General features: G+C 71.9%; 21 protein-coding genes. 6 read left to right on the top strand and 15 right to left on the bottom strand.

The genetic code is table 11. The features are described from left to right. Window positions 1-3: 3 nt before the first annotated feature. The 8 genes from atpA to glyA form a co-directional block, all read right to left on the bottom strand. On the bottom strand, window positions 4-1,650 hold the full coding sequence (gene atpA, locus IT780_RS12690) for a F0F1 ATP synthase subunit alpha (RefSeq protein WP_199511696.1): 1,647 nt from the start codon (window positions 1,648-1,650) through the stop codon (window positions 4-6). Between the two features lie 80 nt (window positions 1,651-1,730). Further along, the gene (locus IT780_RS12685; RefSeq protein ID WP_199511941.1) at window positions 1,731-2,552 is read right to left on the bottom strand and encodes a F0F1 ATP synthase subunit delta; all 822 of its coding nucleotides are present in this window, start codon (window positions 2,550-2,552) and stop codon (window positions 1,731-1,733) included. Next, window positions 2,549-3,106 carry a F0F1 ATP synthase subunit B gene (locus IT780_RS12680; RefSeq protein ID WP_199511695.1) on the bottom strand — a complete coding sequence of 186 codons (558 nt, stop codon included), beginning with the start codon at window positions 3,104-3,106 and terminating at the stop codon, window positions 2,549-2,551. The genes IT780_RS12685 and IT780_RS12680 overlap by 4 nt, the downstream gene beginning before the upstream one ends. A gap of 23 nt (window positions 3,107-3,129) precedes the next feature. Beyond that, window positions 3,130-3,369, bottom strand: coding sequence for an ATP synthase F0 subunit C (locus IT780_RS12675; RefSeq protein WP_199511694.1), 240 nt, complete (start codon window positions 3,367-3,369; stop codon window positions 3,130-3,132). 71 nt (window positions 3,370-3,440) lie between these two features. After that, window positions 3,441-4,226 (bottom strand): F0F1 ATP synthase subunit A, encoded by a 786-nt coding sequence (atpB, locus tag IT780_RS12670; protein ID WP_199511693.1) that lies wholly within the window; start codon window positions 4,224-4,226, stop codon window positions 3,441-3,443. A 15-nt stretch (window positions 4,227-4,241) separates the two neighbouring features. Then, window positions 4,242-4,403: an AtpZ/AtpI family protein gene (locus IT780_RS12665; RefSeq protein ID WP_233412721.1), complete on the bottom strand. Its 162-nt coding sequence runs from the start codon at window positions 4,401-4,403 to the stop codon at window positions 4,242-4,244. A 283-nt stretch (window positions 4,404-4,686) separates the two neighbouring features. Next, the gene (locus tag IT780_RS12660; RefSeq protein ID WP_233412720.1) at window positions 4,687-5,160 is read right to left on the bottom strand and encodes a hypothetical protein; all 474 of its coding nucleotides are present in this window, start codon (window positions 5,158-5,160) and stop codon (window positions 4,687-4,689) included. Next, window positions 5,157-6,446 carry a serine hydroxymethyltransferase gene (gene glyA, locus IT780_RS12655; protein ID WP_199511691.1) on the bottom strand — a complete coding sequence of 430 codons (1,290 nt, stop codon included), beginning with the start codon at window positions 6,444-6,446 and terminating at the stop codon, window positions 5,157-5,159. The genes IT780_RS12660 and glyA overlap by 4 nt, the downstream gene beginning before the upstream one ends. A gap of 81 nt (window positions 6,447-6,527) precedes the next feature. On the opposite strand from glyA, the gene IT780_RS12650 reads away from it, so the two are divergent. After that, window positions 6,528-7,982, top strand: coding sequence for an SDR family oxidoreductase (locus IT780_RS12650; protein ID WP_199511690.1), 1,455 nt, complete (start codon window positions 6,528-6,530; stop codon window positions 7,980-7,982). Here the strand turns inward: IT780_RS12650 and IT780_RS43065 are convergent. The 4 genes from IT780_RS43065 to prmC are packed head-to-tail and all read right to left on the bottom strand — an operon-like array spanning window position 7,979 to window position 11,097. After that, window positions 7,979-8,914 carry an L-threonylcarbamoyladenylate synthase gene (locus IT780_RS43065; protein ID WP_199511689.1) on the bottom strand — a complete coding sequence of 312 codons (936 nt, stop codon included), beginning with the start codon at window positions 8,912-8,914 and terminating at the stop codon, window positions 7,979-7,981. The genes IT780_RS12650 and IT780_RS43065 overlap by 4 nt on opposite strands. Next, the gene (locus tag IT780_RS12640) at window positions 8,911-9,537 is read right to left on the bottom strand and encodes an arsenate reductase/protein-tyrosine-phosphatase family protein (RefSeq protein ID WP_199511688.1); all 627 of its coding nucleotides are present in this window, start codon (window positions 9,535-9,537) and stop codon (window positions 8,911-8,913) included. The genes IT780_RS43065 and IT780_RS12640 overlap by 4 nt, the downstream gene beginning before the upstream one ends. Window positions 9,538-9,539: 2 nt before the next feature. Beyond that, window positions 9,540-10,184, bottom strand: coding sequence for an L-threonylcarbamoyladenylate synthase (locus IT780_RS12635; RefSeq protein ID WP_199511687.1), 645 nt, complete (start codon window positions 10,182-10,184; stop codon window positions 9,540-9,542). A 37-nt stretch (window positions 10,185-10,221) separates the two neighbouring features. Beyond that, complete coding sequence (prmC, locus tag IT780_RS12630) at window positions 10,222-11,097, bottom strand: peptide chain release factor N(5)-glutamine methyltransferase (protein WP_199511686.1); 876 nt, start codon at window positions 11,095-11,097, stop codon at window positions 10,222-10,224. 98 nt (window positions 11,098-11,195) lie between these two features. On the opposite strand from prmC, the gene IT780_RS12625 reads away from it, so the two are divergent. Next, on the top strand, window positions 11,196-12,701 hold the full coding sequence (locus IT780_RS12625) for a GGDEF domain-containing protein (RefSeq protein ID WP_199511685.1): 1,506 nt from the start codon (window positions 11,196-11,198) through the stop codon (window positions 12,699-12,701). 25 nt (window positions 12,702-12,726) lie between these two features. Further along, window positions 12,727-14,073 carry an outer membrane protein assembly factor BamB family protein gene (locus tag IT780_RS12620; protein ID WP_199511684.1) on the top strand — a complete coding sequence of 449 codons (1,347 nt, stop codon included), beginning with the start codon at window positions 12,727-12,729 and terminating at the stop codon, window positions 14,071-14,073. Here IT780_RS12620 and prfA read toward each other — a convergent pair. Beyond that, complete coding sequence (gene prfA / locus IT780_RS12615) at window positions 14,057-15,148, bottom strand: peptide chain release factor 1 (protein WP_199511683.1); 1,092 nt, start codon at window positions 15,146-15,148, stop codon at window positions 14,057-14,059. The two genes, IT780_RS12620 and prfA, sit on opposite strands and share 17 nt — an antisense overlap. 64 nt (window positions 15,149-15,212) lie before the next feature. Beyond that, window positions 15,213-15,437, bottom strand: coding sequence for a 50S ribosomal protein L31 (gene rpmE / locus IT780_RS12610; protein ID WP_199511682.1), 225 nt, complete (start codon window positions 15,435-15,437; stop codon window positions 15,213-15,215). A gap of 217 nt (window positions 15,438-15,654) precedes the next feature. Between rpmE and IT780_RS12605 the strand changes: the two genes are divergently transcribed. From IT780_RS12605 to IT780_RS12595, 3 genes are read left to right on the top strand one after another with little or no spacing between them, the layout of a single operon-like run. Further along, window positions 15,655-16,716 carry an RNA ligase gene (locus tag IT780_RS12605; RefSeq protein WP_199511681.1) on the top strand — a complete coding sequence of 354 codons (1,062 nt, stop codon included), beginning with the start codon at window positions 15,655-15,657 and terminating at the stop codon, window positions 16,714-16,716. 7 nt (window positions 16,717-16,723) lie between these two features. Beyond that, window positions 16,724-17,620 carry a phosphatase domain-containing protein gene (locus IT780_RS12600; RefSeq protein ID WP_199511680.1) on the top strand — a complete coding sequence of 299 codons (897 nt, stop codon included), beginning with the start codon at window positions 16,724-16,726 and terminating at the stop codon, window positions 17,618-17,620. Next, window positions 17,620-18,252, top strand: a complete 633-nt coding sequence (locus tag IT780_RS12595) for an RNA ligase family protein (RefSeq protein ID WP_199511679.1) — start codon at window positions 17,620-17,622, stop codon at window positions 18,250-18,252. Before IT780_RS12600 ends, IT780_RS12595 begins: the two co-directional genes overlap by 1 nt. Here IT780_RS12595 and IT780_RS12590 read toward each other — a convergent pair. Beyond that, complete coding sequence (locus tag IT780_RS12590; protein WP_199511678.1) at window positions 18,249-19,400, bottom strand: nitric oxide synthase oxygenase; 1,152 nt, start codon at window positions 19,398-19,400, stop codon at window positions 18,249-18,251. The genes IT780_RS12595 and IT780_RS12590 overlap by 4 nt on opposite strands. Window position 19,401: the final 1 nt, after the last annotated feature.

Here is a 19,401-nt window from a genome sequence, read left to right as displayed (position 1 = left end):
GACTCAGCCTTCGTCCGAGGAGCGGACCTCGCGGGTCACGGTCTCGCGGCTCTCGGTGCCCTCGGCGAGCGGCTCGGCCGGGGTGTCCCGCGGCCCGCCGGTGGTCTCACCGCGCTTGAAGAGCTCCTTGAACTCGTTGACCCCGCTCTGCAGCGCCTCGAGCTGGTCGTCACCGAGCAGGCCGGTGGACGAGATCGCGGTGAACGCGTCGCTGCGGTTGCGCTTGATCCAGTCGAGGAACTCGGTCTCGAACCGGCGCACGTCGCCGACCGGGATGTCGTCCAGCTGGCCGGTGGTGCCGGCCCAGATGACCACGACCTCCTCGGCCACCGACAGCGGCGAGTACTGCGGCTGCTTGAGCAGCTCGACCAGGCGCGCGCCGCGCTCGAGCTGGGCCCGGGAGGCCTTGTCCAGGTCGGAGGCGAAGGCCGAGAAGGCCTCCAGCTCGCGGAACTGGGCCAGGTCGAGGCGGAGCCGGCCGGAGACCGAACGCATCGCCTTGACCTGCGCGGAGCCGCCGACGCGGGACACCGAGGTGCCGACGTTGATGGCCGGGCGCACACCGGACGCGAACAGGTCACCCTCGAGGAAGATCTGGCCGTCGGTGATCGAGATGACGTTGGTCGGGATGTAGGCCGAGATGTCGTTGGCCTTCGTCTCGATGAGCGGCAGGCCGGTCATCGAGCCACCGCCGAGCTCGTCGGAGAGCTTCGCGCAGCGCTCCAGGAGCCGGCTGTGCAGGTAGAAGACGTCGCCCGGGTACGCCTCGCGGCCCGGCGGGCGGCGCAGCAGCAGCGACACGGCGCGGTACGCCTCGGCCTGCTTGGTCAGGTCGTCGAAGACGATCAGGACGTGCTTGCCGTTGTACATCCAGTGCTGTCCGATGGACGAGCCGGTGTACGGAGCGATGTACTTGAAGCCGGCCGGGTCGGACGCCGGGGAGGCCACGATGGTCGTGTACTCCAGCGCGCCCTGCGCCTCGAGGGTGCCCCGGATGCTGGCGATGGTGGTGGCCTTCTGGCCGATCGCCACGTAGATGCAGCGGACCTGCTTCTCCGGGTCGCCGGACTCCCAGTTGGCGCGCTGGTTGATGATCGTGTCGAGCGCGACCGTGGTCTTGCCGGTCTTGCGGTCGCCGATGATCAGCTGGCGCTGGCCGCGGCCGATCGGCGTCATGGCGTCGATCGCCTTGATGCCGGTCTGCAGCGGCTGCTTCACGGGCTGGCGCGCCATCACGTTCGGCGCCTGCAGCTCCAGCTCGCGGAAGCCCTCGTTGGCGATCTCGCCGCGGTCGTCGATCGGGTTGCCCAGGGCGTCGACCACGCGGCCGAGGTAGGCGTCGCCGACCGGGACCGAGAGGACCCGGCCGGTCCGCTTGACCCGCTGGCCCTCCTCGATGCCGGTGTAGTCACCCAGGACCACGACGCCGATCTCGCGGACGTCGAGGTTCAGGGCGACACCCAGCGTGCCGTCCTCGAACTCGAGCAGTTCGTTCGCCATCGTCGAGGGCAGGCCCTCGACGTGCGCGATGCCGTCGCCCGCATCGGAGACGATGCCGACCTCCTCACGGGAGACCTCGGGCGTGTAGGACGAGACGTAGCGCTCTAGCGCCCCCCGGATCTCGTCCGAGGAGATGGTCAGCTCGGCCATCCTCTGCCTTCTCTAGTCGGCTCGGGGCGTCGCCGCGCCCGAGGGCTTTCGGTAGCGTCGCCGCCGCCGAGGGGAAGTAACTATTTAGCGAACGCCTGCCGGGCTTCGTTGAGTCGCCGCAGGATCGTGCCGTCGTAGAGGTCGGAGCCGACCCGGACGCTGAGGCCCCCGATGATGCTCGGGTTCACATCGACCTTCAGCGACACCTGCCGACCGTAGATGCCGGACAACTTGGTGGCGAGCCGCTGCTCCTCGGCGTCGGTGAGCACCTTGGCCGCCGTCACGTACGCGACCTCGCGGTCACGCTTGGCGGCGGTCAGCTCGACCAGCTTGGTGAGCGAGCTCTCGAAGCCCCGGCCACCGAGTCCCTCGAGGGCGACCAGGACCAGCTGGACCGTCGCCGCCTGGGCCTTGCCCTTGAGCAGGTCCTGCACCAGCTTAGCCCGCCGCTCGACCGGCGCACCCGGGTCACCCAGGGTGACGGCCAGCTGCGGGTTGCCCGAGACGACGTGCCCGAAGCGGAACAGCTCGTCCTCGACGTCGGCCAGAGCGTCGGCCTTGCCGGCCGCGGTCAGCACGGTGTCGACGCCGAGCCGCTCTGTCGCGTCCAGCAGTTCCCCGGGCGCCGACCAGCGGCCGGACGCCAGGGCCGCCAGCGCGTCGACCGTGGTCGCACCGACCTTGCCGGTGAGCACCGACCGCACCAGCCCGGCCCGGTCGGCACCCGCGCGCGACGGGTCGGTCAGCGCCCGGCGCAGCCGCGGCTCGCCGCGCAGCAGCCGCGCCACCGACAGGATCTCGTCGGCGGTGCCGGCCAGCTGCGCGGCCGTGGCCGTCTGCGTGTCCGCGGTGAGCTTCTCCGCGGCGGCCGCGTACGACTCGCGGTTGGCGATCGCCATCAGCGACCGCCCGCCGCGCCGGCGCCGAGCTCGTTGATGAACCGGTCCACGGTGCCCCGGCTGCGGGCCTCGTCGGCCAGCGACTCACCGACGATCCGGCCGGCCAGGTCCACCGCGAGCGTGCCGACCTCGGAACGCAGGTCGCGCACGATGCTCTCGCGCTGGGCGGCGAGCTGGTCGCGACCGGCCGCGATGATGCGGTCGGACTCCTCCCGCGCCTTGGCGAGGACGTCCTGCCGGATGCCCTCGGCGTCGGCACGGGCCTCGTCGCGGATGCGCGCGGCCTCGGTGCGGGCCTCGGCGAGCTGGGCCCGGTACTGCTCGAGCAGTTCGTTCGCCTCGGCCTGAGCGGCCTCGGCGCGCTTGATGCCGCCCTCGATCGCGTCCACCCGGGCCCGGAACGTCTTCTCCATCTGCGGGAAGACGAACTTCATCAGGATGAAGCAGAGCACGGCGAACGCGACCGACCCGACGACGATCTCCTGCCAGACAGGAATGATCGGGTTGTGCGGGGACGCGCCCTCTTCGGTGGCGGCAGCCAGGATATTGGTGATCATGACACCTCCCAACGAGGCAGAGGTCAGAGCTGGCCCTGCCAGATGAAGCCGAAGGCGATGCCCAGCAGAGCGAGCGCCTCGATGACGGCGAAGCCGATCCAGACGTACGGGAGGGTCAGGCGCGACGACTCCGGCTGACGGGCCGTCGACTGGATGTAGGCCGAGAACACGAGACCCACGCCGATGCCGGGGCCGATCGCGGCGAGGCCGTAGCCGATGGCGGCGGTGCTGCCCTCAACGGCGGCAAGAACGTCTGCAACCATTACAGATTCCTCCTGGTATCTCGCGTGACTGTCACGCGGGACGACAAACGGGGTGGTGCTCCAACAGCTCTTTAGTGCTCGTCGGCGAGTGCGCCCTGGACGTAGCTCGCGGTCAGCACCGTGAAGACGTACGCCTGCAGGCAGATCACCAGGAACTCGAGCAGGGTGAGCGCGATCGTCATGATCCACGAGACGATCGAGAACGGTGTGAACCAGACGTTCTCGCTGATCATCGCGAAGCCGCCCAGCGTGAACACCAGCAGCAGCATGTGGCCGGCGAACATGTTCGCGAAGAGTCGGACCGCCAGGGAGAACGGGCGGACCAGGAAGTTCGAGAAGAATTCGATCGGGATCAGCAGCGGCAGGATGAACCACGGCGCCGGCGGGATCAGCGCCGTCTTGAAGTACTTGACGAAGCCGTGGTGCCGGATGCCGACGATGATGAAGAGGAAGTAGCTGATGATCGCCAGGAACGCCGGGAACGCGATGTGCGAGTTGGGCGAGATCTGCACCAACGGCACGATGCCCCAGAAGTTGTTCAGAATGATGAACAGGAAGAGCGACGTGAGGTAGGGCGCGAACGCCACGCCCCTAGGCCCGATCATCTCGACCGCGATGTTGTTGCGCACGAAGCCGTACGCGCTCTCGGCCATCCACTGCTTCTTCGAGGGCACGAGCTGGGGCTTCCGGTACGCGACCAGGAAGAAGAGGATGATGAGCGCAACGGTCAGCCAGACCAGGAACGTGATCTTGGTGAACCAGTAGGACTCGTGCCCCCACGGCAGGATGCTGGGCAGGTAGAAGTCCTCGACGCTGGGCGGGAACTCCGCTGCGAGGACCGTCGACTGACCGATCACCGTAGCCCTTTCCTGTCAGGCGCCGAGACGGCGCACGATGAGGTAGATGCCACCGCCGATACCGACGACCGCGCCGATGCCGGCGAAGATGCCCTTGGTACCGACCCAGTGGTCGACCAGCCAGCCGATCCCACCCCAGACCAACATGCCCGCGAGGAGATAGGTGAGCGCGGTCATGCCCATCCCGGTGTCGGGAGGAGGCGGGCCGTCGTCACCGGGGGATTCGTGGGGAGGTTTCTGACCGGCCATGACGGCAAGAAAGATATCAGTCGTCAAACACGAAGCTAAGCGGGACCCCCCGCACAACCGCAGTTGTCCAGGCGTCAGGGGTCTCGCAACTAGCCAGACACGGTACTCCCCCTCTGCCAGAACCGGACACCATTGCCGTCCATCCGTCACCGGTTCGTGGATCGAGACCCAACGAACCGGTACTGACGTGGCGAAACGTGCGTGCCGAAGATCACTTACGGCGGCCGGCGAGACGCGCCACCCACCAGATCTGCGCAGCGGTCCAGCCCAGAACACCAGCGACGATGCCCCAGCCGAGCGCGTTGCGGCCGGGCCATTCCGAGGAGATCACGAATGCCATGATCACGCCGAGCAACGAATACTTCACCACGTACGTGATCATTCCGAGCGGCATGATCAGCGCCGGGCGCACGGTGTCGGCCCAGGCCAGCACGAGCGTCGACATCGTGTAGCTGACCGTCACGACCGCGATGCCGGCGGCGGCACCGACGGCCGCGGGGGCGCCCGCGGAGAGGAAGCCCACCGAGGCGGCGCACATCATCAGCGCGAACGAGAACGCGGTGAGCAGCGGCAGATGCTCGACCCGCCAGCGCGGATCGGCCGGCAACGGCGGCAGGTCCGGCAACGGCCGCGCGTCATCGTCGTCGTCCAGCTCCGGGGACGCGACGTGCGGATCCGTGCTCAAGAGAAGACCTCCGCGATCGGGTACGCCGGAAAGCGCCCGACGAGCGCAGCGACTTCCTCGGCCGCGTCACGCAGACTACCCGCGCCGGCGACGGAGGCCGGATCCGCTCGGACGGCGGCCGCGATCAGCCCGGCGATCTGCCGCATCTCCCCCTCCCGCATGCCCTGCGTGGTGACGCAGGGTGAGCCGACCCGGATGCCCGACGCGGTCGTGGGCTTCTCCGGGTCGTACGGGATCGCGTTCTTGTTCAGCGTGATCCGGGCCCGGTCGCAGCGCTCCTCCGCCTCCCGCCCGCTGACGCCGAGGTCACGCAGGTCGACGAGGGCCAGGTGGGTGTCCGTCCCACCGGAGACGGGACGCATGCCCTCGGCGGCCAGCCCCGCCGCCAGCGCCTGACTGTTGCGCACGACCTGCTGGGCGTACCCCTGGAAGCCGGGCGACGACGCCTCCCGCAGCGCGACCGCCTTGGCGGCGACCGCGTGCATGAGCGGGCCGCCCTGGGTGAACGGGAACACCGCCTTGTCGATGCGGGCGGCGAGGTTCTCCCGGCACAGGATCATGCCGCCGCGCGGCCCGCGCAGCACCTTGTGGGTCGTGCACGACACCACGTCGGCGTACGGGACGGGCGACGGCACGGCCCGTCCCGCGACCAGGCCGATGAAGTGCGCGGCGTCGACCATCAGGTACGCGCCCACCTCGTCGGCGATGTCGCGGAAGGCCCGGAAGTCGATGAGCCTCGGGTACGCGGTGGCGCCGCAGACGATGAGCTTGGGGCGGTGCGCCTGGGCGAGATCGCGTACCTCGTCGTAGTCGATGAGCTCGGTGTCCCGGCGTACGCGGTAGCCGACCGGGTGGAACCACTTCCCGGAGAAGTTGACCTTGCTGCCGTGGGTGAGGTGGCCGCCGTGCGGCAGGTCCATGGCGAGCACGGTGTCGCCGGGCTGGACGAGCGCGGCGTACGCGGCCATGTTCGCCGCCGACCCGGAGTGCGGCTGCACGTTGGCGTGCTCGGCGCCGAACAGCTCCTTCGCGCGCTCGATGGCCAGCTCCTCGGCCCGGTCCACCTCGGCGCAGCCGCCGTAGTAGCGCCGCCCGGGGTAGCCCTCGGCGTACTTGTTCGTCAGCGTCGAGCCCATGGCGGCGAGCACGGCCGGCGACGTGAAGTTCTCGCTCGCGATCAGCTGGAGCCCTCCGCGCTGCCGCTCGAGCTCGCCCGAGATCACCTCCGCGATCTCGGGGTCCTCGCGCCGCAGCGCGGAGAAGTCCGGACCCCAGAACGTGACCATGGCGCGCTCCCTCGGCTCGGCGTCGTCGCCGGATTACGAGCATATGGCTTATGGGCCCCCACCTGCGGGCACAGTGGGAGGATGCGGTGTCTGGTGACGGGTGCGACGGGGTACATCGGCGGTCGCCTGGCGCCGCGGTTGATCGAGGCGGGTCACGACGTCCGGGCGCTCACCCGCAGCGCCGGCCGGCTGCGGGACGTGCCGTGGGCGCCGCGGGCCGAGATCGTCGAGGGCGACCTGGGTGACCCGGTGTCGCTCGAGCGCGCGCTCGACGGCGTGGAGGTCGCGTACTACCTCGTGCACTCGCTGGGGCTGCCGGACTTCGAGCGCCGCGACCGTGAGGCGGCCCGCAACTTCGCGCGGGCGGCGTACGCGAAAGGGGTCCGCAGGATCGTCTACCTCGGCGGTCCGGAACCTCCGGCGCACGAGCGACCGTCGGCGCACCTGCGCTCCCGCGCCGAGGTGGGGCGGATCCTGCTGGACAGCGGCGTGCCCACCGTCGTGCTGCGCGCACCGGTGATCATCGGCTCCGGTTCCGCGTCGTTCGAGATGCTGCGCTACCTCACCGAGCGGCTGCCGGTCATGGTCACCCCGCGCTGGGTGCGCAACCGGATCCAGCCGATCGCCGTACGCGACGTGCTGCGCTACCTGATGGCCGCCGCGGAGCTGCCCGAGGACGTGAACCGGGCGTTCGACATCGGCGGCCCGGACGTGCTCACGTACCGGGAGATGATGCAGCGCTACGCCCGGGTCGCGGGTCTGCGGCGCCGGATCATCCTGCCGCTGCGCCCGCTGAGCCCGTGGCTGTCCGCGCACTGGGTCGGCGCGATCACCCCGGTGCCCAACAGCATCGCGCGGCCCCTGGTCGCGAGCCTCATCCACGAGGCGATCGCGCACGAGAACGACATCGCGGAGTACGTGCCCGACCCGCCGCTGCCGTTCGACGACGCCGTACGCCTGGCCCTCGGCAAGGTCCGCGACGCCGAGGTCGAGACCCGCTGGTCGAACGCCTCCGGCGCGGACGCCGACGCCGAGCCGCTGCCGAGCGACCCGAAGTGGTCCGGCGGCACGATCTACATCGACGAGCGCAGCCGAGAGGTGAACGCCCCGCAGGAGGCACTGTGGCGGGTCATCGAGGGCGTCGGCGGCGACAACGGCTGGTACTCGTTCCCGCTGGCCTGGTCGGTACGCGGCTGGCTGGACCGGCTCGTCGGCGGCGTCGGCCTGCGCCGGGGCCGGCGGGACCGCGACCGCCTGTACGTGGGCGAGGCGCTGGACTGGTGGCGGGTCGAGGAGATCAAGCCCGGGGAGCTGCTGCGGCTGCGCGCCGAGATGCGGGTGCCCGGCCGCGCCTGGCTCGAGATGAGCGCGTCACCGGGCCCGGACGGCACCAGCGTGTACCGGCAGCGGGCGCTGTTCGTGCCGCGAGGGCTGGCCGGGCACGCGTACTGGGGCAGCGTCGTACCGTTCCACGGGGTGATCTTCAGCGGGATGGCCCGCAACATCGCCCGGGGCGCCGAGGAGAAGGCCCGTTAGGCGGCAGCGCGGCCGAGCCGGTCGCGGATCGCCAGCCACTCCTCGGTGTCCGGCGGGGACTTCACCAGGATCGTCGCGACGCCGGCGTCGTCCAGGCGGTGCAAGGCGGCGTAGAGGTCGGCCGCATACTCCCGCGGATCCGCGCTGAGGATCTCCGCACCGGGCACGTCCGCGGTCTCGTACGTCAGCACGCCGACCGTCCCGTCGACGAGCGCGAGGTCGACCTCGTCGGTGAGCACCACCGTGGCGCGCGGCGCGTAGTGGCGCTTGCTCATGCCAGGTGAGGGCCGGGCCGACCCGTCGGCGACGTCCTCGGGCAGCAGCACCTTGCCGGTCACCTCGCGGATCTCCCGCAGCCCCAGCGCGCCCGGGCGCAGCAGCCGCGGCACCGGGCCGGTCACGTCCAGCACCGTGGACTCGATGCCCCAGGACGCCGGGCCGCCGTCCAGCACCAGCGGCACGTCGGGCAGGCTGCGCAGCACGTGCTCGGCCGTGGTCGGCGAGATGCCCTCCGACCGGTTGGCGCTCGGCGCCGCCAGCGGCAGCCCGCACGCCTCGAGCAGCCGCAGCGCGACCGGGTGCGCCGGCACGCGGACCGCGATGGTGCCGGTGTCGGCGCCGACCTGGGTGAGGTGCGGCGCCCGCTCGACGACCAGGGTCAGCGGTCCCGGCCAGAACGCCGCGGCGAGCCGGTCGGCCACCTCGGGCCATTCCCGGGCCAGCCCGCGGGCCGCCGCTACGTCGGGGACGTGCACGATCAGCGGGTTCCACGAGGGCCGGTTCTTGAGCCGGTAGACCTCGGCGACCGCCTTCTCGGAGAACGCGTCCGCGCCCAGGCCGTACACGGTCTCGGTGGGGAAGGCGACGACCGACCCGGCGCGCAGCAGGGCGGCCGCGCGGCGGATCCCGCCGGCGTCAGCTGGGACGATCACGCGGACCTCGGCGCTCCCGGCAGCAGGACGTCGACGAGCGCGTACAGGGACTCGTCGATCTCGTCGGCGACGCGCTGGAACGTCTGGTCGCCGCGGCCCCACGGGTCGTCCAGGTCGTCGCCGGGCAGCGGCTCCTTGTCGCCACGGCCTCGGTCGGCGGCCACGACCAGGGCGGCCGCCCGCGCGGCGAAGCCTTCCGGCTCGGTGCTCGCCGGGGGCAGCGCCGCGGTGTCGATCTCGCGCAGGATGCGCCCGAGGTGACCCAGGACGAAGCTGCGGTGCGCGGCGTCGGGCAGCAGCGCGTGCACGTAGTCGGTCTGGTCCGCCGTGGCGGTGAGGATCAGATCGGCGCCGGCCAGGTGGCCGCTGGTCAGCTTGCGCGCGGTGAAGCCGTCCACACTGCCGCCGCGCAACCGGATCTGCCGGGCCGCGGGCGGGTTCATCTCCTCGCCCTCGTGCCAGCCGCCGGTGCCGGCGCTCTCGCTGCGCAGCAGGTCCTCCAGGGCGGCGCCGGAGCCGAGCTTGGCCAGCCGCTGCCGGGCCGCGAGCACCAGCAGCCGCTCGGCCATCGGCGAGCGGCAGATGTTGCCCATGCACACGTGCAGCACGGTGAACGGCGGCATGGTCAGGACCCCGCGGGCAGCAGGTCGGGGACGACGTCGCGGAGCTTCTCGTACGGCAGCGCGCCGTTGCGCAGCACGCGCGGCACCTCGCCGCTCACGTCGACGATCGTGCTGGGCGCCGGATCGTGGGCCACCCCGGCCTCGAGGTAGATGCGGACCGCGTACTCCAGCTGGTCGCGTGCTTCCTCGGCCGTGACCGGCGCTGCCTGCCCGGCCTTGTTCGCGGTGGTGACGGCCATCGGGCCGACCTCACGCAGCACCTCCAGCGCGACCGGGTGCAGCGGCATCCGCACCGCCACCCGCCCGCCGGTCTCGCCCAGGTCCCACTGCAGGCTGGGCGAGTGCTCGACGAGGATGGTCAGCGCGCCCGGCCAGAACGCGTCGGCCAGCTCGCGTGCCGCCTTGGGCAGCGAATACACGAGCCCGTCCAGCGTGTGGCGGGAGCCGACCAGCACCGGCGGCGGCACGCGCCGGTCCACCCCGCGGGCGTTCTGCAGCGCGGTGACGGCATGCGGCGTGAACGCGTCCGCGCCGACCCCGTACACGGTGTCGGTGGGCATGACGACGAGCTCGCCGCTCTTGACCGCCTCGACGGCCGCGGCGATGCCGCGATCCCGCTCGGCCACGGCCCGACAGTCGTAGAGCATCACGAGATGCAGTCTGCCATGGTGCCCGCCATCGCCGTCAGGCCCGGCGGGCCGTCGCGAAGCGCGGGCGGCCCGCGAGGTCCCGGTGCGCCGCGACGTCCGTGAAGCGGCCGTCCGCCCGCAGGAGATCGGGTACGGCCGAACCGTGCACGTCGTCGTGCTCGATGCCCACCACGCCGCCGGGGCGCAGCAGCTCCGCGGCGCGCCCGATCACCGGCCGGATCACGCTCAGCCCGTCCGCGCCGCCGAACACCGCCTCGGCCGGATCGTGGTCGGCGACCTCCGGCGGCACGGGCGTCCCCTCCGGCACGTACGGCGGGTTGCACAGCAGCACGTCGACCTGCCCGACCAGCTCGTCGAGGAGGTCGGGGGCGGTCACATCGGCCTGGACGACCCGTACCCGGGGAAAGGCCGCGGCGTTGCGCCGCAGATAGACCGACGCCTCGGCGGAACGCTCCACGGCCACCACGAGCCCCGGCTCGGCCTCATCCGCCACGGTCAGGGCCAGCGCACCCGTGCCGCTGCACAGATCGACGACCGTGGCGCCCGGCGCGGTGTGTTCGATGCCCCATCCGGCGAGCAGTTCCGTCTCGGGCCGCGGCACGAAGACGCCCTCCCCCACGGCGAGGTCCAGGTGCCGGAAGGCGGCCGTGCCGAGCAGGTGCTGCAACGGGATCCGGCGCGCCCGCTGCTCGATCAGCTCCTCGAACCGGCGCAGCTCCGCACCGCGGACGGCGTCCACGAGCAGCAATCGGCCACGGCCGATCCCGAGCACGTGCGCGGCGAGCAGTTCGGCATCGACCCGCGGCGATTCGATCCCCGCCGCCGCGAGCCGGTCTGTCCCCTTTGCCAGGGCGGGTGCCAGGCGGGGACGGTCCGTGCCCTCGGAGGGGTGTTCGTGCGCGAGTGTCACGGCATAATCATGGTGCGTCGTCTCGCGACGGTGACCGGCCGGGTCTCCGATCGATGAACGGCGCCGGCAGGAGGGGCCTGAATGGCCGTGGCGGTCTCATGACCTGGTTGGACCAGCTACCGGATTGCGTGGACGACCTGCGCCGGGCGGGTGAGCTCCAGCAGGGCGGCCGCTCCGCCGAGGCGCTGACCATCCTCGACAAGGTCCTCGAGGTCACCACGGACCCGCTCACCCGGGCGTACGCGCTGGTTCAGCGGTTCGGCGCGCTCATCAACCTGGGCCGGGTGGCCGAGTTCGCCACCGCCATGACGCTCGCCTCCAACGCGGTGCACGAGACCTCCGACCCGTACCTGCGCGGGCAGATGCACGCCTTCGCGGCGCTCGGCGCCCACCTGCAGAGCGCCCTCGACCGGGGCGTCACCCACCTGGTCCAGGCGTCCCGCGCGCTCGCGGCGGTGCCCGACGGCGACAGCGAGACCGCGTGGGGCTGGCACGACCTCGCCATGGCGTATTCGTACCTCGGCTTCCACGGCCACGCGCTCACCGCGATCGAGCAGGCCCGGCAGGTCGGCGCGGCGGCCGGAATGGCCCCGGAGCTGTTCGCGGCGCCCGGCATCCGGCTGCGCAACGCGGTCGCCCTCGACCACCAGGGCGACACCGACGGCTGCCTGCGGGTGCTGCGCGACATCGACGCGGAGCTGACCCGCTACGTCGCCACCGGCGCCGAGAACCGGCTGCGGCCCAGCAGCCGCCCGGTCTACGGGTACGCCCTGGCCCGTCGCGCCGCCCTCGGCGAGCAGACCCAGACCGCCGTCAGCGACCTGCTCAGAGGCGGCGGCGACAGCGTCCGCTCCCGGGACCTGCGCCATCTCGCCGGCGTCTGCCTCGACATCGCCGCCGACCGGCCCACCGAGGCGTTGCGCAAGCTCGACTCGGTGCCGGTCTCCCCCGAGATCCTGGGCCCCGCGGAGCCGGCCCGGCTGCGCAGCATCTGCCTCGCCACCGCCGGCGACCACGAGGCCGCACACACCGCCGACCGGTACGCGTTCCGCCTCGCCGCCCAGCGCATCGACCGGCTCCGCGACGGCTACCTGGACGGGGTCGCGGCCCGCCTCGACGCCCAGGAGACCCACCGCGACGCCGGCCGGTACGGCGACGAGACCCTCACCGACCCGCTGACCGGCCTGCCCAACCGCCGCCAGCTCGAGCGGTACGTGACCGCCATGCTGGCCCGCGGCGAGCGCGCGGCGATCGGCGTCTGCGACCTGATCGGCTTCAGCGCGGTGAACGCGCGCCACGGGCGGCACTGCGGCGACCTGGTGCTGCAGCGCATCGCCGGCGTGCTGAACCGCGTGATGCGCCGCGGCGACTTCGTGGCCCGCTTCGCCGGCGACGAGTTCGTCGTGGTGCTGCCCGGCGCCGGCACCGCCCAGGCCGCGGAGGTGTCCCGGCGCATCAGCGCCGCCGCCGCGGGCGAGAACTGGCAGGTCCTGGTCCCCGGCACGCCGATCGGACTGGCGGCCGGCTGGTCCGAGGTGGGACCCAGCACGCGCAGCCTCAGCGCCGCGCTCGCCGCCGCGGCGGCCAACCGGACCCCCGCCTGAGCTGCGCAACCCCTACGCTTCCGCCATGGGGGTCATCGAGCTCGGACTCGTCACGGACGCCGGCGACCAGCCGCTCGAGACGGTCGCGCGCCCGATCCGGCACGGCGACGTCCGCCGGGTGCTGCTGGCCGCGCTCGCGGTGCTCTGCCTCTTCGGCGTGACGGCCTCCGCGCTGCCCGTCTCGCACGCCCCGCGGCAGCTCTTCACCGTGCCGTTCCGCGACGGCAGCGACGGCTTCACCGTCACCCCGGAAGTCGTGTACGTGCTCAGCTCCATGGACGGCAGGCTCACCGCGTACGCCAGCCACACCGGCGAGGTTCTCTGGTCCAGCACCGAGCTGGGCGGCGCGTCCTGGGTCGGCGCGGTGGAGTCCGGCGTGATGCTGCTGCCCGCCGACGACGCCACCGTGCAGGTCGAGGACACCGACGGCAGCCAGATCTTCCGCCAGTTCACCCGCCGGACCGTCGCCGTGGACTCCGCCACCGGGCGGCAGCTGTGGCGCCGGCCCGGGGACTTCTCGGCCTCGGCGGGCGGCCTGGTGCTGCTCGCGGAGTGGAACGACGACGGCTCCTCCGCGCGGACGCTGCGGGTGGTCCGGCTGCGCGACGGCTCCGAGCTCTGGACCCGCCCGGGTGGCGGCCTCGAGACCTGGGTGTCCGGCGGCTGGCTCGGCGGCGGCTCCGACCGGCTCGTCACGGTCACCGGTACGGGCGCCGCGACGGTGTACGCGCTCGCCGACGGGCGTGAGGTGGCGAGCGGGCGGCTGCCCTGGAGCCGGCAGGACCGCGAGGACGGCACCTACACGAACCTCACCGTCGACGGGCACACGCTGTACCTCGAGAACGTCGCCGACCAGCGCGGGACGGTCAGCGCGTACGACACCGAGACGCTGCACGAGCTGTGGCGGGTCGACGAGCGGTCGTACGGCGGCTTCACCGGCTGCGGACCGGTCCTGTGCGTCAGCACGCCGCGGGGCACCTCCGGCTACGACCGGGCGACCGGCACGCTGCGCTGGAGCCGACCCGACGCGGCCAACGTGTTCCCGATGAGCGGCGGGCTGCTCGTGGTCGACCGGGAGAACGGCAGCCGGCGCGCGGTGATCGACGCGGGCAGCGGCCGGGACATCGCCGACCTGGGCACGGCGAACCTGGTGTGGGACTTCACGTCGCGGACCGACATGCCGTACCTGCTGGCCCGCACCCAGGAACCCGCGGGGCGGATGGCCGTCAGCCGGCTGGACGCGCGCACCCACCAGGTGCGGCTGCTCGGCACCATCGGCGCGATCTCCGACAACAGCTGTCAGAGCGCGGCGACGATCCTCGCCTGCGTGACCGCCGCCGACGGGCGCCTGGCGGTCACGGACGTCGGCTGATCTCCGTGTCGCCGGCGAGCCGCGCGGCCCGGTCGGCCTCGGCCAGCGCGTCCAGCACCGCGTCCAGCTCCCCGCCCAGCACCAGATCCAGGTTGTACGCGGTGTAGCCGATGCGGTGGTCGGTGATCCGGTTCTGCGGGAAGTTGTACGTCCGGATCCGCTCCGAGCGGTCCACCGTGCGTACCTGTGCCTTGCGGGCGTCGGACGCGGCCGCGTCGGCCTGCTCCTGCGCCGCGGCCAGCAGCCGGGCCCGCAGGATGCGCATCGCCTGCTCGCGGTTCTGCAGCTGGCTCTTCTCGTTCTGGCAGCTCACCACGATGCCCGTGGGCAGGTGGGTGATCCGCACCGCGGAGTCGGTCGTGTTGACCGACTGGCCGCCCGGGCCGGACGAGCGGAACACGTCCACCCGGATGTCGCCCGGGTCGATGTGCACGTCGACGTCCTCGGCCTCGGGCAGCACCAGCACCCCGGCGGCCGACGTGTGGATGCGGCCCTGCGACTCGGTGACCGGCACCCGCTGGACGCGGTGCACGCCACCCTCCCACTTCAGCCGCGACCAGACGCCGTGGCCGCCCTCGGGCATGCCCTTGGTCTTCACCGCGACGGAGACGTCCTTGACGCCGCCCAGGTCGGACTCCTGCGCGTCGATGACCTCGACCGTCCAGCCGTGGCGCTCCGCGTACCGGGTGTACATGCGCAGCAGGTCGCCGGCGAACAGCGCGGACTCCTGACCGCCCTCGCCCGCCTTGATCTCGACGATGACGTCCTTGGCGTCGTGCGGGTCCCGGGGGATCAGCATCTCGCCGAGCTTCTCCTCCAGCGCGGGCAGCACGGCGGCGACCGCCTCCACCTCACCGGCGAACGAGGGGTCCTCGGCGGCCAGCTCCTTCGCCGCGGCGAGGTCGGCACGGGCCGCCTCCAGCTCGGTGTGGGCGGCGTACAGCGGCGCCAGCTCGGCGAAGCGGCGCCCGACCCGGCGCACCAGGGCCTGGTCGGCGTGGATGGAAGGGTCCTCCATCTGCTTCTCGAGCTGCGCGTACTCGTCCAGCAGCGTGGTCAGCCGGTCGTTGCTCACAATTCTCCCCACATACCAACGGCGCCCGGCCCCGCACTGCGGGAACCGGGCGCCGTCGAGGCAGTTACTTCTTCTTGCTCGCGTTGACCTTGGCGTACTTCGCCTGGAACTTGGCGACCCGGCCCGCGGTGTCCAGCACGCGCTGCTTGCCCGTGTAGAACGGGTGGCAGGCGCTGCAGGTCTCGACGCGGATCTCGCCGCCCTTGGCGGTGCTGCGGGTCGTGAACGTGCTGCCGCAGGAGCAGACGACCTCGGTGGTCGTGTACTCCGGGTGGATTCCGCTCTTCATGTCTTCTCGGTCCCTCTCGATGAACGGGTCGCCGGGTCGCCGTCAGCACCGTCGCCCCGCCAGGGCGGACGACTCGAGCGTGAACCGGAACCTTTGCTGGCCGATGGACCAGTCTGCCATGCCGTACCCCCTGATCAGAAATCAGGAGGCGTCGACCGGTCCGCCCTGGATAACGTGAGCGCCCCTCCAGGCATTCCCACCAGGAAAGGACTGCGCCATGACGCTGCTCGCCGACGTCCTCGACCCGGTCGAACTGACCACCGCGGTCGACAACGGGCACGTGCGGATGCAGCGTCACCCGTCGCGGCCGTACGTGATCTACAACTACACCGAGGCCTGCCAGTACGCCGGCGCCTGGACCCCGGTGACCCTCGCCTGCCGGGGCCTCATCGCCGCCTCGGACAGCGGCGAGGTCCTCGCGCGCCCCTTCCCCAAGTTCTTCAACCACACCGAGGGGCGTGCGCCCTCGCTGCGCGCCGAAGCCTCCGTGCGCGTAACGGACAAAGCGGACGGCTCGCTCGGCGTGATCTTCCGGGACGGGGACGGGTACGCCGTCGCGACCCGGGGGTCGTTCGCCTCGGCGCAGGCGCTGCACGCGACCGAGGTCCTGCGTACGCGGTACGCGAACTTCGTGCCGCCCCCGGACCTGACCGTGCTCGTCGAGATCATCTACCCCGGCAACCGGATCGTGGTCGACTACGGGCCGATGGACGACCTCGTGCTGCTCGGGGCGGTGGAGATCGCCACCGGACGCACCCACGGGCCGGACGCCGTGCCGGGCTGGCCGGGCCCGGTGGTGGAGTCGTTCACCTACCCGACGCTGGCCGAGGCGCTCGCCGCCCCGCCGCGCGACGGACGGGAGGGGCTGGTCGTGCACTTCACCGGCACCGACGAGCGCGTCAAGATCAAATACGCCGAGTACGTCCGGCTGCACCGGCTCGTGACCGGGCTGACCCCCCGTACGGTCTGGGAGGTGCTGGCCACCGGCGGCGACCTGGACGCGCTGACGGAACCGCTGCCCGACGAGTTCCACGCGTGGGTTCTCGGGGTGGCCGGCGACCTCGTCGCCTCCGTCGACGCCCTCGCCGAAGGGGTGGAGAAGGAGTTCGCGGCGATCGTGGCGGACCTTCCCGGCGGGTGGGGCCGGCGCGAGTTCGCGGCCCGGGCCGTGCGCAGCCCGAACCGGGGTGCGCTGTTCCTGCGCCTCGACGGCAAGGATTACCGTCCCGGCCTGTGGCAGCTCGTCCGGCCGCCGGGCGACGCCACGACACCCAGGTGAGCGAGAGATGACACGACTGCTGATCACCCGGGGGCTGCCCGCCTCCGGCAAGACCACCTTCGCGCGCAAGCTGCAGCCGCAGGTCGTCCGGGTCAACCGGGACGACCTGCGGCGCATGCTGCACGGGCAACGCCTGTTCACGCAGAGATCCGAAGGGCAGGTGACGCACGCGCAGCGGGCGGCCGTCGAGGCGCTGCTGCGCGCGCATGCCGACGTCATCGTGGACGACACCAACCTGCGGGCGAAGACGGTACGGGAGTGGGCGGAACTCGCCGCCCGCTTCGACGCGTCGTTCGAGGTGCACGACTTCACCGACGTGCCGTTGGAGGAGTGCATCCGGCGCGACACCGATCGCCCGGAGGACGAACGGGTCGGCGAGGACGCGATCCGCCGCATGCACGAGCGGTATCTGGCCGGCCGGAACCTGCCCCTGCCGGTGCCGTACGTGGAACGGGGTGGGCCCGGTCTCGTCTACCGGCCGGACCCGGAGCTGCCCGCCGCGGTGCTCGTGGACATCGACGGCACGGTCGCGCTGATGGCCGGGCGCAGCCCGTACGACTGGTCGCGGGTCGGTTCGGACCTGCCCAACCAGGCGGTGATCGACGCGGTCCGGGCGATGCACGCGGCCGGCAACACGATCGTCTTCTGTTCGGGGCGGGACGAGGTGTGCCGGCCGGAGACCGAGGCCTGGCTGGATCTTTACGTCGGGGTGCCGTACGAAGGACTATTCATGCGGCCCGAGGGCGACTCGCGCAAGGACGCGATCGTGAAGCGGGAGATCTTCGACCGGGAGATCAGCGGCCGCTGGCGGGTCGTCGGCGTCTTCGACGACCGGCAGCAGGTGGTGCGGATGTGGCGCGCGCTGGGACTGACCGTGTTCCAGGTGGCGGAGGGGGACTTCTGATGAGCGGGCAGGCGGCGAAGTATCCGCGGACTTTCCACCTGCCCGACTCCCCCGGCGCCACCGCGGACGACAAGGTGCAGCAGGACCTGTCCTGGTTGGACGGTGAGCTGGTGGTGACCGAGAAGCTCGACGGCGGGAACCTCACCTTCACCCGGGACGCCATGTACGCACGCTCCCCCGACTCCGGCACGCATCCGTGGGACCGGCCGGCGAAGGCGTCGTGGGCGATGACGGCGTACCGCATCCCGGACGACTGGCGGGTCTGCGGCGAGTCGATGTGGGCGCGGCGCAGCATCGCGTACACGGATCTTCCCGGGGTGTTCATCGTCTTCGGCATCTGGGACGAGACCGACACGCTGCTCGGCTGGGACGACACGGTCGACTGGGCGCAACGCCTCGAACTGCCGGTGGTGCCCGTCCTCTACCGCGGCGGAAGTCTCAGCGAGGCCCGGGCCGCCTGGGCACGCCGGCACACCCCGGAGACGTCGGAGGGCTTCGTGGTGCGCAGCGCCGGGCGCATCCCGGCCGAGGAGTTCCCGGTCAAGGTCCTGAAATGGGTACGGGCGGACCACGTACGCACCGAAGCCGCGTGGCGCCACCGCGACGACTTCGCCGTGAACGAGTTCGCCTAGTTCTTCGCGTACGGGCAGCCGCTGTCGTCGGGGTAGAAGTTCGGCCGCAGGTCCATCTCCTCGTAGTACCGGTGGAAGACCGGGGTGATGCCGCCGGAGACGGGCGGCACGATCCACGTCCAGTCGGCCGGCACCGGGCGGCCCGCCTTCTCCTCGTTGGCGAGGTGCCGGATGAAGCGCTGCGACTCGGTGTGATGATCCGAGATCTTGACGCCCGCCTTCTCGAACGACCACAGCACGGCCCGGTTGAGCTCGACCAGCGCGCGGTCGCGCCACAGAGTCGACTCGCGGCCGGTGTCGAGGCCCATCCGGGCGGCCACGGTCGGGAGCATGTCGTAGCGGTCGGCGTCGGCGAGGTTGCGCGCCCCGATCTCACTGCCCATGTACCAGCCGTTGAACGGCGCGAGCGGGTAGTTCACCCCGCCCACGGACAGGCGCATGTTCGCGATGGCCGGTACGGCGTGCCAGCGCAGGCCCAGCTCGGCGAACCAGCCGTACTCGGGGTGGCTCAGCGGCACCTCGAGGATCGCGCGCTCGGGCAGCTCGTAGAGGCGTACGGGCTCCCCCGGCACTTCGATGGCCAGCGGCAGCACGTCGAACGCCTCGCCCTTGCCCTGCCAGCCGAAGCTCTGCATCGCCGCGGTGAACTCGGCCTGCCGCGGGTCGCCCACGTGGCCGTCCTCGGTGCGGTACCCGGCGTACCGGATCAGCTGCTCGTTCCAGATCCTGGCGTACGGCTGCCCCGGCTGGGCGGCGGCGAAGATGCTGATGACCGGGCGGATCCGGCCCGCCTCGCGCCCGCCGCCGGCGGCCTGGAGGTGGTGCACGAGCAGGGAGAAGACCTCGTCGGCCGTACGTGCGCGGCGCCGGTCGAGGACCACGAGGCTGCGCCAGTAGAGCCGGCCGATGCAGCGGCTCGCGTTGCGCCAGGCCATCCTCGCCCCGTACGTGAGCTCCTCGGTGGTGTGCACGTAGCTGCCGGTCGCCGCGATCTGCGCGCGCACGATGGCGAGCCGAGGCTCGACCGGGCCGAGGCGCGGGTTCTCCAGGTAGCAGCGGCGCAGGAAGTCCTCCGCCTCGCCCGGGTCGACCGGCGCGCACCGGTCCCAGGGTTCGGCCGGATGGTCCCGGTAGCCAGGCACGATCATC

The sequence above is a fragment of the Nucisporomicrobium flavum genome (assembly GCF_016464385.1).
In the GTDB taxonomy this organism is placed as follows: Bacteria; Actinomycetota; Actinomycetes; order Mycobacteriales; family Micromonosporaceae; genus Actinoplanes; species Actinoplanes flavus_A.
Note: the sequence above shows the minus strand (reverse complement) of the source record. Positions and strands in the feature narration are given on the sequence as shown.